Here is a 12582-nt window from a genome sequence, read left to right as displayed (position 1 = left end):
GTCCGGCACACGGCAACGTCGAGGGGTGTTCGATGAAGAAGGTTGAAGCGATCATCAAGCCGTTCAAGCTGGATGAGGTCAAGGAGGCGCTTCAGGAGGTCGGTCTGCAGGGCATCACGGTGACCGAGGCCAAGGGCTTCGGCCGGCAGAAGGGCCACACCGAACTCTACCGCGGGGCGGAATACGTCGTCGACTTCCTGCCGAAGGTGAAGGTGGAGGTGGTGCTGACCGACGACGCCGTTCCGGCGGCCGTCGAGGCGATCCGCAAGGCGGCGCAGACCGGCCGGATCGGCGACGGCAAGATCTTCGTCTCGCCGATCGAGGAAGCCGTCCGCATCCGCACCGGCGAGACCGGCAACGACGCCGTCTGACGACGGTTCGAAGCCTTACGTTACGAGAACATCAGGAGAGGAACGAGATGACGACTGCCAACGACGTCCTGAAGCAGGTCCAGGACAACGACGTGAAGTTCGTGGACCTTCGCTTCACCGACCCGAGGGGCAAGCTGCAGCACGTGACGATGGACGCCTCCATCGTCGACGAGGACATGTTCTCCGAAGGCTCGATGTTCGACGGCTCGTCGATCGCCGGCTGGAAGGCGATCAACGAGTCCGACATGGTGCTGATGCCGGATCCCGAGACGGCGCACATGGACCCGTTCTTCGCGCAGTCGACGCTGGTGATCTTCTGCGACATCCTCGATCCGATCTCGGGCGAGGCCTACAACCGCGACCCGCGCGGCACCGCGAAGAAGGCCGAGGCCTATCTGAAGCAGTCCGGCACCGGCGACGTGGCCTATTTCGGCCCCGAGGCCGAGTTCTTCATCTTCGACGACGTGCGCTACAAGGCCGATCCGTACAACACCGGCTTCAAGCTCGATTCCACCGAACTGCCTTCGAACGACGACACCGAATACGAGACCGGCAATCTCGGCCACCGGCCGCGCGTAAAGGGTGGCTACTTCCCGGTGCCGCCGATCGATAGCTGCCAGGACATCCGCTCCGAGATGCTCTCGGTGATGGCGGAGATGGGCGTCAAGGTCGAGAAGCACCACCACGAGGTCGCGGCCGCGCAGCACGAGCTCGGCATCAAGTTCGACACGCTCGTGAAGAACGCCGACAACATGCAGATCTTCAAGTACGTGACCCATCAGGTCGCGAACGCCTACGGCAAGACGGCGACGTTCATGCCGAAGCCGATCTTCGGCGACAACGGCTCGGGCATGCACGTCCACCAGTCGATCTGGAAGGGCGGCAAGCCGACCTTCGCCGGCAACGAATATGCCGGCCTGTCGGAAGCGGCTTTGTTCTACATCGGCGGCATCATCAAGCACGCCAAGGCGCTGAACGCCTTCACCAACCCCTCGACCAACTCGTTCAAGCGGCTGGTGCCGGGCTACGAAGCCCCGGTGCTGCTGGCCTACTCCGCCCGCAACCGTTCAGCCTCCTGCCGCATCCCCTTCGGCCAGTCGCCGAAGGCGAAGCGCATCGAGGTCCGCTTCCCCGACCCGATGGCGAACCCCTATCTCGCCTTCTCGGCGATGCTGATGGCGGGCCTCGACGGCATCAAGAACAAGCTTCACCCCGGCTCGGCGATGGACAAGGACCTCTACGACCTGCCACCGGAGGAGCTGAAAGAAATCCCGACGGTCTGCCGTTCCCTGCGCGAGGCGATGGAGAGCCTCGACGCCGACCGCGACTTCCTGAAGGCCGGCGGGGTGTTCGACGACGACCAGATCGACGCCTTCATCGACCTGAAGATGGCCGAGATCCTGCGGTTCGAGATGACGCCGCACCCGGTCGAGTTCGACATGTACTACAGCCTCTGACCGGGTCCGGCGGCGGGTGTCGGCGGCAACGCCGGCGCCCCTGCCCCACGTCCGAAGGTTCGAGCGGATGGCCCTCGATCACCACCGCGTCCAGAGCGTCGTCGCCGAAATCGCCGACGAGATGCGGGCGCGGACCGATCGCGGCGAGGTCGCCGGCTACATTCCGGAACTGTCCAAGGTCGATCCCGGCCAGTTCGGCATCGCCGTCGCCGACGACCAGGGCTTCGTCATCGCCGCCGGCGACAGCGAGACCGCCTTCTCCGTCCAGAGCATCACCAAGGTCTTCACGCTGACGCTCGCGCTCGGCATCGCGGGCGACACGCTCTGGCGCCGCGTCGGCCGGGAGCCGTCCGGCAGTCCGTTCAACTCGATCGTCCAGCTCGAATTCGAGCGCGGCATCCCGCGCAATCCGTTCATCAATGCCGGCGCGATCGCCGTGACGGACCTGATCCTCTCCGGTCACCAGCCGCGCGAGGCGCTCGGCGAGATCCTCCGCTTCATCCAGTTCGTCGCCGACGACCCGACCATCCGCATCGACGAGGCGGTCGCCGCTTCCGAGCAGCGGACCGGCGAGCGGAACCGCGCGCTCGCGTATTACATGAAATCCTTCGGCATCATGGAGAACCCGGTCGAGTACACGCTCGGCGTCTATTTCCACCACTGCGCCATCGCGATGACCTGCCGCCAGCTCGCGCTCGCCGGGCGCTTCCTCGCCTATGGCGGCCGGCAGCCGTCCACCGGGCGAACCGTCGTCAACCCGGAGCGGGCCCGACGCATCAATGCGCTGATGCTGACCTGCGGGCACTACGACGGTTCGGGCGACTTCGCCTATCGCGTCGGCCTGCCGGGCAAGAGCGGCGTCGGCGGCGGCATTCTCGCCATCGCCCCCGGTCAAGCGTCGATCGCAGTCTGGTCACCAGGGCTGGATGCGGCGGGAAACTCGCATCTCGGCCGCATCGCGCTGGAGCTTCTGACGAAGCGGCTGGGCTGGTCGATCTTCGGCGCGTGACGCCGAAGGCCGCGCCACCACACGAACGTCAGTGGTCCGCTTTCCGGCCTTGAGTGGATGCCTGCTCTTCGGCGACCGCTTCCTCGTGGTACCACGCACCGTCGTAGATGACGGGTTTCGCCGGAACCGCGGCGACTGCCGTTGCGTACCGCCGTGCCCGTAACCGCTCTGCCGCCTGCACCCCCATCGGGAACGCAACGACGTTGGCGTTCCTGTTTCCCGCCCCCATGTTCGAACGCATGGTTGTTCACTCCCTTTCCTTTCAAGATATGCGGAAATGCCGAAATAGGAAGCATGTTGCCCAAAAAATTATCATATTTTGCTGAAACTATAGGCGCGCATCTTTCTGCATAATTGTTTATCAGTGAGCCGCACATGGGCGCTGTGCGTTGCGGCATCACGTTGGGGGCGGGATCCGAAGCGTGAGGCGACCGCGGTTTGCTGGGGTCAAGATCGAGGATCCGCGAATGACGAAGTATAAACTCGAATACATCTGGCTCGACGGCTACACGCCGGTCCCGAACCTGCGCGGCAAGACGCAGGTCAAGGACTTCGACGCGATGCCGACGCTGGAGCAACTGCCGCTCTGGGGCTTCGACGGCTCCTCGACCATGCAGGCCGAGGGCCGCAGCTCCGACTGCGTGCTGAAGCCGGTCGCCGTCTATCCGGATCCCGCCCGCACCAACGGCGTCCTCGTCATGTGCGAGGTCATGATGCCGGACGGCGTCACGCCGCAACTGTCGAACTCCCGCGCCACCATCCTCGACGACGAGGGCGCCTGGTTCGGCTTCGAGCAGGAGTACTTCTTCTATCAGGACGGCCGCCCGCTCGGCTTTCCCGAAAGCGGCTATCCGGCCCCGCAGGGCCCGTACTACACCGGCGTCGGCTACAAGAACGTCGGCTCCGTCGCCCGCGAGATCGTCGAGGAACATCTCGACCAGTGCCTTGCGGCCGGCATCAACCACGAAGGCATCAACGCGGAAGTCGCGAAGGGCCAGTGGGAATTCCAGATCTTCGGCAAGGGCTCGAAGAAGGCCGCCGACCAGATGTGGATCGCGCGCTACCTGCTGCAGCGCCTCTGCGAGAAGTACGAGATCGACATCGAGTGGCACTGCAAGCCGCTCGGCGACACCGACTGGAACGGCTCGGGCATGCACTGCAACTTCTCGACCAGCTACATGCGGGAAGTCGGCGGCAAGGCCTATTTCGAGGCGCTGATGGCGCAGTTCGACAAGAACCTCGAGGCCCATATCGAGGTCTACGGCCCGGACAACCACATGCGCCTCACCGGCAAGCATGAGACCGCGCCGTGGAACAAGTTCAGCTACGGCGTCGCCGACCGCGGCGCGTCGATCCGCGTGCCGCACTCCTTCGTCAACAACGGCTACAAGGGTTATCTCGAGGATCGCCGTCCGAACTCGCAAGGCGACCCCTACCAGATCGCCTCGCAGATCCTGAAGACGATCTCGGAAGTCCCGACCTCGGCCGAAATCTCAGCCGCCGCCTGATCGGCCGCGCCGGACTGCCGACCGCTCGAACCCGCCGTCCGAAAGGGCGGCGGGTTTTTCGTTATCGCAGCGGAGTTATCCCCACTCTGCGCATCTACCGTACCTTGCTCTCACCGCCGCCCTTATCGAGGGAGCGCGAATGATCACCGGGATCGTTCGGTGGGGTGGCGGGCGGGTCCGGGCAGCGCGTCTCTTCCGGAGAGGCGGGCGGCCCGGTCGACGCGCAACCCGTGCCGGCCGTTGGCGACAGCGGCCGGGAGCAAGCCGAGGAACCCGAACGGCTGTGTAGCCGAGGACAATGTTCGGATCACGCCCTTGAGGCCGGAGACGCTATCCGGCCGAAGGCATGGGGGACCGCCGGGTGACGCACCGGCGGGACAAGCGTCGAAACAGCCCGCGCGGGCGCCGAAGGCAGGCCGCATTGACGAGTAGCATACGTCGGAAGGCTCTGCCTTCGGCGCCCGCCGCTTCCAGGCGGCATCCACCACCCGCAAACCCGGCCACCACGGCGCGGGAACGCGAAGGCGTGCCCGCCTTCACCGCCTTCGCCTCGTCGGCGCGGAGAAGTCCGGCGGCTTGGTGGCGATCCACCCGAGGAACCGCGCCATCTCGGGCTGCTCGCCGAGCGGCCGCCCCTCCTCCTCGAAAAGTTCCAGCTCCTTGTTCGTGAAGCAGGCATGGATGGTGCGATGGCAGATCGGGTGAACCGGCACCGTGTCGCGCCCTCCCCGGCTCTTCGGCCACGGATGATGCCACTCCACCCGCTGGCCGAGCAGCCGGCCGCACAGCCAGCAAGGCTCCGGTGCCGCCTGCTCCACCTCCCGCTGCGCTTCGTCCCAGCGCAGCCTGGCGCGACGCATCCTGCCCATGCCGCGCCAAGCGCTCGAAACGCGCGCCGGGTTCCCGCCCGCGTCGCCGTGTCCCTACTGGCAGGCCGGCGCGTCGAGGATGTCGAGCTTCTTCAGCGAGCCGGTGAAGGCGTAGGTGCCGAAGTCGAGCGTCAGGTCGTCGGACACGCCGTTCTCGTAGAGCACGTATTTCGTCTGAAACACCGGCATGCCGTCGTCGTCGCTGTCGCTGTTGTAATAGCTCTCCGAAATCCGCCACGACTTCATGTCGGCGAGCTTCGCCCCGATTTCCGGCGCGAGAGCGGTCCGGACGATCGGCCTGCCGTCCTTGGCCTCTGCCTCGATCGGCGTGATGACGGCGGTGGAGGTCAAAAGCTTCTCGGCATCGTCGTCGCCGTCGAAGAGCTTCGTCTCGAACACGCGCTCGCCGGCCTCGGCGCGCTGGATCAGGTCGGCGGTGTGCTGCATCGGAAAGCGCGACAGCGGCAGCGTGAAGCTCTTCTTCTCCGGCGACTGCATCGCGACTTTCGTACCGCTGGCATCGTGATGCGCTTCGCCGCGCACCTCCTTCTCGGGCGATCCGTCGACGAAGGTCTTCGTCGTGAAAGTGAAGGCCGAGCCGTTGCGGCTTTCGGTGGAGGTCGTCTGCTGGTCGGTGAGCGTCATCTCCTCGGCCTGCTGGAAGCGCGCGACGAAACGGTAGTCGAGGTCCCAGGCATCGCAGGCCTTCGGCTTGATGCTCATCGCGATCCGCCCCTCCGCGCCGACGATGCCGGCGTCCTGCGAGGCGAGCTTGAGGTCGTACACCGCCTGATGCGCCGCCAGCGGCACGGCGGAGGCCGTCGCGGGAACGATCGCGACCATCGCCGCCGCGGTCAACGCTCGCATCGTCATGAAGCCGTCCCTTCGCATTCGTCGCGGAACAGCTTAGTTGATGGGACGCGATCGGCTAGAGCAAGTTTCGCCGAATCGACAGGATAAGGACCGACGATGAGCGGAACGATCGACGAACGCCTGCAGGCGGCGGGCGTGACCCTGCCCGAGGCGGCGGCCCCCGCGGCGAACTACGTGCCCTACGCGCTGTTCGGCAACATGCTGCAGACGTCGGGCCAGTTGCCGCTCGACGCAGGCAAGCTCGTCGTCTCCGGCAAGCTCGGAAGCCGCGTTTCGCTGGAAGACGGGCAGCGAGCGGCGCGGTTCTGCGCGATCAACATTCTTGCCCAGGCCAAAGCCGCGCTCGGCGGCGACCTCGGCCAGGTAAGGCGCCTTCTGAAGCTCACCGTCTTCGTCGCGAGCGATCCCTACTTCACCGATCAGCACAAGGTCGCGAACGGCGCGTCCGACTTCCTGGTCGAGATTCTCGGCGATGCCGGCCGGCATGCCCGCTCCGCGGTCGGCGTGCCCGCGCTGCCGCTCGACGCGGCGGTGGAGATCGAAGCGTTGTTCGAGGTCGCCTGACGGTGCCAGCCGACCTCACCTGGCTGACGGCGCGGCCGATCGCGCATCGCGGCCTGCACGGTGCCGCGATCCCCGAGAACTCGCTTGGCGCGGCGCGAGCGGCGATCGCCCGCGGCTTCGCGATCGAGTGCGACGTGATGCTGTCCCGCGACCGGGTGCCGTTCGTCTTCCACGACCACGACCTGCCGCGCCTCACCGGCGAACCGGGCACCTTCGGCGAGCGGTCGGCGGATGAACTTTCGGCGCTTCGCCTGAAGGGCACGGACGAGCCGATCCCGACCGTCGCCGATTTCCTTGCCGCGGTCGACGGGGCCGTGCCGGTCGTCATGGAACTGAAGGGCACGTCCTCGCATGCCGACGCCGACATGCTGGCGCACCTCGCACCGATCCTCGACGGCTATCGCGGCGAACTGGCGCTGATGTCGTTCGATGCCTGGCTGATCGATCAGGCCCTCGCCTACGGCCGCCGGCCGGTGGGGCTGACGGCGGAAGGAACGGCGCAGGCCGAACTGGACCAGCACCAGGCGGTGTTCGATCGTGGCTGCGTCTTCGTCTCCTACAATGTGCATCACCTGCCCAACCCGTTCGTGCGCTACGTGCGGCAGGAACGCGGCGCTCCAATAATCACCTGGACGGTGCGGACGCCCATCGAAGTCGCGGCCACGAAAACTCACGCCGACCAGATGACTTTCGAAGGCTTTCTGCCGCAGCATGCCGCTCTTGCACCGCAGCAATAGGACGATACCTTTCGTGGCATGATCTGGAAGCCGAGGTCGAACGACGCGAGCGCGGACTGCGAGGCCGCGGGCGAGACCTTCCACATCCGCGTCGCCGACGATATCGGCTCGATCCCGGCGGACGTCTGGAATGCGCTCGCCGGCGTCACACCGTCGATCGATGGCGGCGTGCCGCCGGGCAACCCCTTCGTCAGTCACGTCTTCCTGCAAGCGCTGGAGGAAAGCCGCGCGGTCGGCTCGAAGGCCGGCTGGCTGCCGCAGCATCTCCTGCTCGAAAGCGAGGACGGCCGGCTGCTCGCTGCCGCCCCGGCCTATCTGAAGAGCCACAGCCAGGGCGAATACGTCTTCGACTGGGGCTGGGCCGACGCCTTCGAACGCGCCGGCGGGCGCTACTATCCGAAGCTGCAGCTCTCCGTACCCTTCACGCCGGCGACAGGACCGCGCCTGCTCGTCGGCGAGGGGCCGGACGCCCCTGCCCTGCGGCAGGCACTCGTCGCCGGCATCAAGGCCTACGTCGCGCAGACCGGCGCGTCCTCTGCCCACGCGACCTTCCTCACTGCCGACGACCTGTCGGCGATGGAGGACGCGGCCTTCCTGCACCGCACGGACCAGCAGTTCCACTTCCGCAATCGCGGCTACGGTTCCTACGACGACTTCCTCGAAACCCTGGCATCCCGCAAGCGCAAGGGCTTGCGGAAGGAGCGGCGCGAGGCGATCGCGAACGGCATCGAGATCGTCCGGCTGACGGGAAGCGAGCTGACGGAGAGCGCCTGGGACGCGTTCTTCAAGTTCTACATGGACACCGGCTCGCGCAAATGGGGCCGCCCCTATCTCAACCGCCGCTTCTTCTCGCTGGTCGGCGAGCGGATGAGCGACCGCATCGTGCTCGTCATGGCGAAGCGTGGCGGGCGTTACATCGCGGGAGCGCTGAACTTCGTCGGCGGCGACACGATCTACGGCCGCTATTGGGGCTGCGTCGAGGAGCACCCGTTCCTGCATTTCGAGGTCTGCTACCATCAGGCGATCGACTACGCGATCGAGCACAAGCTCGCCGTGGTGGAAGCCGGCGCGCAGGGCGAGCACAAGCTGGCCCGCGGCTACGAGCCGGTGACAACGCATTCGGCGCATTGGATCGCGCATGCCGGCCTGCGGCAGGCGATCGAGGACCATCTCGAATACGAGCGCGCCCGCGTCGCCGCGGTTAAGGACGCGTTGCAGGAGCATACGCCGTTCCGGCGCGGCGAGCGGCTGGACGAAGCGGAGCGCGACGGCTAGCTCTCCCGTCGATCCAAAGGAGGCGACCCGTGACGACGAGCTACGACCCGTCCAACATCTTCGGCAAGATCCTGCGGGGCGAGATCCCGAGCGAGAAGCTTTTCGAGACCGAGGATGCGATCGCGATCATGGACGTGATGCCGCAGTCGAAGGGCCACTGCCTCGTCATCCCGAAGGCACCGTCGCGCAATCTCCTCGACGCCGACGACACCGCACTTGCCAGGACCATGCCGCTGGTCGCCAGGCTGTCGCGGGCGGTGAAGCAGGCGTTCGAGGCGGACGGCGTCCTCGTCACCCAGTTCAACGAGGCGCCGGCCGGACAGACGGTATTCCACCTGCACTTCCACGTCATCCCGCGCTACGCGGGCGTCGAACTCGTCCGCCACCACGACGAGATGGCCGATCCGGCGATGTTGAAGGAGCAGGCGGACCGAATCCGCGCGGCGCTCTGAAGCGTGGTGACGATCGTTCCAGCCGGAGAACCTCATCTCGCCGCTTGGGCGAAGCTGCGCGAGATGCTCTGGCCCGAGGAGGACGCGGACGCCCATCTTGACGACATCGCGCTGAGCTTCGGGCGTGCTCCGGACTTCGCAGCGTTCCTCGCTCTCGATGCTCTGGATACTCCGGTCGGCTTCGCGGAAGCGAGCCTGCGGCGCGACTACGTCAACGGCTGCAAGACCTCGCCGGTGCTCTTCCTGGAGGGTATCTTCGTGCGGGAGGATCGGCGCCGGCGTGGCCTAGGGCGGCAGTTGTGCGCCGCGGTCGAAGACTGGGGCCGCGTGCTCGGATGCAGCGAGTTCGCCTCCGACGCGCCGATAGACAACGTCGCCGCGCGACGGTTCCACGCGATGCTCGGCTTCGAGGAAACCAGGGAAGTGGTCTACTTCCGGCGTGTCCTGCAAGACTGATCCAAGCCTACTTATACCCGTCCGAAGTTGCGGAGTTATCATCGCTCAAGCGAGCGGCTTCCCGAACGAGAAAAGGCCGCCCACGGGCGGCCTTTTCGTTTGTGGGTGGAGGCGGACGTCAGGACTTGCGCGAGGTCTTCGGCACCGAGGTCGTCGGGCGCTTGGCGGTCTTCACCGCGACGTCGCCATCGTCGAAATCGTCGTCGTCGAACTCCTCGTCTTCGTCGATCTCGTCCTCGGCGCTCGCCTTACCCTTCTTCGGCTTCGGCAGTTCGTCGGCGATCGATTCGAGGGCGAGCTTCTTCTGCCCGTCCTCGCCGGTCTCGACCGTCACCTTCACGGTGCCGCCGCGCTTCAGCTTGCCGAACAGGAGCTCGTCCGCCAGCGGCTTCTTGATGTGCTCCTGGATGACGCGCCCGAGCGGCCGCGCGCCCATGTGCTCGTCATAGCCCTTGTCGGCGAGCCAGACGATCGCGTCTTCCGACAGGTCGAAGGTGACGTTGCGCTCGGAAAGCTGCGCTTCGAGCTGCATGACGAACTTCTGCACCACCTGATGGATCACCGGCGTCGGCAGGCCGCCGAAGGCGATGATCGCGTCGAGGCGGTTGCGGAATTCCGGCGTGAACAGGCGGTTGATCGCCTCCACGTCATCGCCCGTGCGTTTGCTCGAACCGAAGCCGATAGCCGCCTTCGCCGCTTCGGACGCGCCGGCATTCGTCGTCATGATCAGGATCACGTTGCGGAAGTCGATGCGCTTGCCGTTGTGGTCCGTCAGCTTGCCGTGGTCCATGACCTGCAAGAGGATGTTGAACAGGTCCGGATGTGCCTTCTCGATCTCGTCGAGGAGCAGCACGCAATGCGGATGCTGGTCGACGCCGTCGGTCAGCAGGCCACCCTGATCGAAGCCGACATAGCCGGGAGGCGCGCCGATCAGCCGCGAGACGGTGTGGCGCTCCATGTATTCCGACATGTCGAAGCGCAGGAGTTCGACGCCGAGCGACGAGGCGAGCTGCTTCGCCACCTCCGTCTTGCCGACGCCGGTCGGGCCGGAGAACAGGTAGGAGCCGATCGGCTTCTCCGGCTCGCGCAAGCCCGCCCGTGCCAGCTTGATCGCCGAGGCGAGCGCCTCGATCGCCGCGTCCTGGCCGTAGACGACGCGCTTCAACTGCTCGTCGAGGTTCGCGAGCACCTCCTCGTCGTCCTTCGAGACGGTCTTCGGCGGGATGCGGGCCATCGTCGCGATGGTCGCCTCGATCTCCTTGATGCCGATGCGCTTCTTCCGCTGCTCCTCGGGCAGGAGCATCTGCGACGCGCCGGTCTCGTCGATCACGTCGATCGCCTTGTCCGGCAGCTTCCGGTCGTTGATGTAGCGGGCGGAAAGCTCCACGGCCGAGCGGATGGCGCCGGTCGAGAAGCGGACCTTGTGGAACTCCTCGAAGTAGGGCTTCAGCCCCTTCATGATCGCGATCGCGTCCTCGAGCGTCGGCTCTTTCACGTCGATCTTCTGGAAACGCCGCACCAGCGCGCGGTCCTTCTCGAAGAACTGCCGGTACTCCTTGTAGGTGGTCGAACCGATGCAGCGGATCGCGCCGGAGGACAGCGCGGGTTTGAGGAGGTTCGAGGCGTCCATCGCACCGCCGGACGTCGCGCCGGCGCCGATGACGGTATGGATCTCGTCGATGAACAGGATCGCGCCCGGGAACTCCTCGAGCTCCTTCACGACCTGCTTCAGCCGCTCCTCGAAGTCGCCGCGATAGCGCGTGCCGGCGAGCAGCGTACCCATGTCGAGCGAGAAGATCGTCGCCTCGGCCAGCACTTCCGGCACGTCCTTCTCGACGATGCGCTTGGCGAGGCCTTCGGCGATGGCGGTCTTGCCGACGCCAGGATCGCCCACGTAGAGCGGGTTGTTCTTCGAGCGCCGGCAGAGCACCTGGATCGTGCGGTTGATCTCTTCCGTGCGGCCGATCAAGGGATCGATGCGGCCGTTCTTGGCTTTCTCGTTGAGGTTCACGCAATAGGCGGTCAGCGCGTCCTGCTGTCCCTTGCGGCGGCCTTCGTCGTCGGCACCCGTGGCGGCCTGGTCCTCTTCCACACCCCTGACCGCGCGACTTTCCGATGCGCCGGGCCGCTTGGCAATGCCGTGGGCGATGAAGTTGACGGCATCGTAGCGCGTCATCTCCTGCTCCTGCAGGAAGAACGCGGCATGGCTCTCGCGCTCGGCGAAGATCGCGACGAGAACGTTGGCGCCCGTCACCTCCTCGCGGCCGGACGACTGGACGTGGATCACGGCACGCTGGATGACGCGGTGGAAACCGGCGGTCGGCTTCGACTCCTCGTCATGCCCGGTGACGAGATTGCCGAGTTCGGTATCGATGTACTCGACGAGGCTGCCGCGCAGCGTATCGAGGTTGACGGAGCAGCCCTTCATCACGGCGGCGGCGTCCTTGTCCTCGATCAGGGCAAGCAGCAGGTGCTCGAGCGTCGCGAACTCCTGCTGGCGCTCGTTGGCGAAGGTCAGCGCCTGATGCAGGCATTTTTCGAGGCTTTGGGAAAAGGTCGGCAAGGTTCACCTCAGTTCTTTTCCATGACGCATTGCAGCGGATGCTGATGCTGGCGCGCGAAATCCATCACCTGGGTCACCTTGGTCTCGGCGACTTCGTACGTGTAGACCCCGCACTCCCCTACGCCATGATTGTGCACGTGCAGCATCACGCGCGTCGCGCTGTCGTGGTCCTTCTGGAAGAACCGCTCCAGCACATGGATGACGAACTCCATCGGCGTGTAGTCGTCGTTCAACAACAGGACGCGGTAGAGGCTCGGCTTCTTCGTCTGGGGCTTCGTCCGGGTGATCACCGACGTGCCACGGTCGGTTCCCGGCTCCTTGCTCTTGCCCGCTTGCGACCGCACCGTCGCCGCCCCGGCTACCGTGCCGGATCGTTCGATATTCACCGCAGCCACCCCTATCGTCGCTGGATATGTATGATGCCATTTCGCGATGTTAAGTAAGGCTC

14 protein-coding genes are annotated in these 12582 nt (G+C 65.8%); 9 read left to right on the top strand and 5 right to left on the bottom strand.

Translation table 11 applies throughout. The annotated features are described in order from the left end of the window. Window positions 1-32 precede the first annotated feature (32 nt). From F6X38_RS20495 to F6X38_RS20485, 3 genes are all read left to right on the top strand, one after another. Window positions 33-371, top strand: coding sequence for a P-II family nitrogen regulator (locus F6X38_RS20495; protein WP_150973053.1), 339 nt, complete (start codon window positions 33-35; stop codon window positions 369-371). Between the two features lie 47 nt (window positions 372-418). Continuing rightward, the gene (gene glnA / locus F6X38_RS20490; protein ID WP_150973051.1) at window positions 419-1828 is read left to right on the top strand and encodes a type I glutamate--ammonia ligase; all 1410 of its coding nucleotides are present in this window, start codon (window positions 419-421) and stop codon (window positions 1826-1828) included. Between the two features lie 67 nt (window positions 1829-1895). Further along, on the top strand, window positions 1896-2837 hold the full coding sequence (locus tag F6X38_RS20485) for a glutaminase (RefSeq protein WP_150973049.1): 942 nt from the start codon (window positions 1896-1898) through the stop codon (window positions 2835-2837). 28 nt (window positions 2838-2865) lie between these two features. Here the strand turns inward: F6X38_RS20485 and F6X38_RS20480 are convergent, their stop codons facing one another. Then, window positions 2866-3078 (bottom strand): DUF2735 domain-containing protein, encoded by a 213-nt coding sequence (locus tag F6X38_RS20480; RefSeq protein ID WP_150973047.1) that lies wholly within the window; start codon window positions 3076-3078, stop codon window positions 2866-2868. A 226-nt stretch (window positions 3079-3304) separates the two neighbouring features. On the opposite strand from F6X38_RS20480, the gene F6X38_RS20475 reads away from it, so the two are divergent. Beyond that, window positions 3305-4345, top strand: coding sequence for a glutamine synthetase beta-grasp domain-containing protein (locus F6X38_RS20475; RefSeq protein WP_150973045.1), 1041 nt, complete (start codon window positions 3305-3307; stop codon window positions 4343-4345). A gap of 536 nt (window positions 4346-4881) precedes the next feature. Here F6X38_RS20475 and F6X38_RS20470 read toward each other — a convergent pair. Together F6X38_RS20470 and F6X38_RS20465 are read right to left on the bottom strand one after the other, a co-directional pair. Next, window positions 4882-5205, bottom strand: a complete 324-nt coding sequence (locus tag F6X38_RS20470; protein WP_150973043.1) for an HNH endonuclease — start codon at window positions 5203-5205, stop codon at window positions 4882-4884. A gap of 63 nt (window positions 5206-5268) precedes the next feature. Then, on the bottom strand, window positions 5269-6081 hold the full coding sequence (locus F6X38_RS20465; protein WP_161992855.1) for an EipB family protein: 813 nt from the start codon (window positions 6079-6081) through the stop codon (window positions 5269-5271). A gap of 102 nt (window positions 6082-6183) precedes the next feature. Here F6X38_RS20465 and F6X38_RS20460 point away from each other — a divergent pair, with 102 nt between their 5' ends. Genes F6X38_RS20460 through aac(6') form a run of 5 tightly spaced genes read left to right on the top strand, consistent with a single transcriptional unit; the run spans window position 6184 to window position 9571 of the window. Further along, the gene (locus tag F6X38_RS20460) at window positions 6184-6651 is read left to right on the top strand and encodes a RidA family protein (RefSeq protein ID WP_150973039.1); all 468 of its coding nucleotides are present in this window, start codon (window positions 6184-6186) and stop codon (window positions 6649-6651) included. Between the two features lie 2 nt (window positions 6652-6653). After that, on the top strand, window positions 6654-7388 hold the full coding sequence (locus F6X38_RS20455) for a glycerophosphodiester phosphodiesterase family protein (protein WP_150973037.1): 735 nt from the start codon (window positions 6654-6656) through the stop codon (window positions 7386-7388). A gap of 18 nt (window positions 7389-7406) precedes the next feature. After that, window positions 7407-8663: a GNAT family N-acetyltransferase gene (locus F6X38_RS20450; protein WP_150973035.1), complete on the top strand. Its 1257-nt coding sequence runs from the start codon at window positions 7407-7409 to the stop codon at window positions 8661-8663. A 29-nt stretch (window positions 8664-8692) separates the two neighbouring features. Further along, the gene (locus F6X38_RS20445) at window positions 8693-9115 is read left to right on the top strand and encodes an HIT family protein (protein WP_150973033.1); all 423 of its coding nucleotides are present in this window, start codon (window positions 8693-8695) and stop codon (window positions 9113-9115) included. Between the two features lie 6 nt (window positions 9116-9121). Further along, entirely contained in the window at window positions 9122-9571 is a 450-nt protein-coding gene (gene aac(6'), locus F6X38_RS20440; protein ID WP_246191461.1) for an aminoglycoside 6'-N-acetyltransferase, read from the top strand. A 118-nt stretch (window positions 9572-9689) separates the two neighbouring features. Here aac(6') and clpA read toward each other — a convergent pair whose 3' ends face one another. Then, entirely contained in the window at window positions 9690-12134 is a 2445-nt protein-coding gene (clpA, locus tag F6X38_RS20435; RefSeq protein WP_150973031.1) for an ATP-dependent Clp protease ATP-binding subunit ClpA, read from the bottom strand. 8 nt (window positions 12135-12142) lie between these two features. Further along, window positions 12143-12478 carry an ATP-dependent Clp protease adapter ClpS gene (gene clpS, locus F6X38_RS20430; protein WP_150973144.1) on the bottom strand — a complete coding sequence of 112 codons (336 nt, stop codon included), beginning with the start codon at window positions 12476-12478 and terminating at the stop codon, window positions 12143-12145. Between the last annotated feature and the right edge of the window lie 104 nt (window positions 12479-12582).

Origin of the sequence: Plantimonas leprariae, from assembly GCF_008802405.1 — a bacterium.
Classification (GTDB): Bacteria; Pseudomonadota; Alphaproteobacteria; order Rhizobiales; family Rhizobiaceae; genus Plantimonas; species Plantimonas leprariae.
This window is presented reverse-complemented; position numbering and strand designations above follow the sequence as displayed.

Bases quoted from the DNA above. Each gene is read 5' to 3' on its own strand.
- F6X38_RS20495 (WP_150973053.1), top strand. From the start codon at position 33: ATGAAGAAGGTTGAAGCGATCATCAAGCCGTTCAAGCTGGATGAGGTC.
- glnA (WP_150973051.1), top strand. From the start codon at position 419: ATGACGACTGCCAACGACGTCCTGAAGCAGGTCCAGGACAACGACGTG.
- F6X38_RS20485 (WP_150973049.1), top strand. From the start codon at position 1,896: ATGGCCCTCGATCACCACCGCGTCCAGAGCGTCGTCGCCGAAATCGCC.
- F6X38_RS20480 (WP_150973047.1), bottom strand. From the start codon at position 3,078: ATGCGTTCGAACATGGGGGCGGGAAACAGGAACGCCAACGTCGTTGCG.
- F6X38_RS20475 (WP_150973045.1), top strand. From the start codon at position 3,305: ATGACGAAGTATAAACTCGAATACATCTGGCTCGACGGCTACACGCCG.
- F6X38_RS20470 (WP_150973043.1), bottom strand. From the start codon at position 5,205: ATGCGTCGCGCCAGGCTGCGCTGGGACGAAGCGCAGCGGGAGGTGGAG.
- F6X38_RS20465 (WP_161992855.1), bottom strand. From the start codon at position 6,081: ATGCGAGCGTTGACCGCGGCGGCGATGGTCGCGATCGTTCCCGCGACG.
- F6X38_RS20460 (WP_150973039.1), top strand. From the start codon at position 6,184: ATGAGCGGAACGATCGACGAACGCCTGCAGGCGGCGGGCGTGACCCTG.
- F6X38_RS20450 (WP_150973035.1), top strand. From the start codon at position 7,407: ATGATCTGGAAGCCGAGGTCGAACGACGCGAGCGCGGACTGCGAGGCC.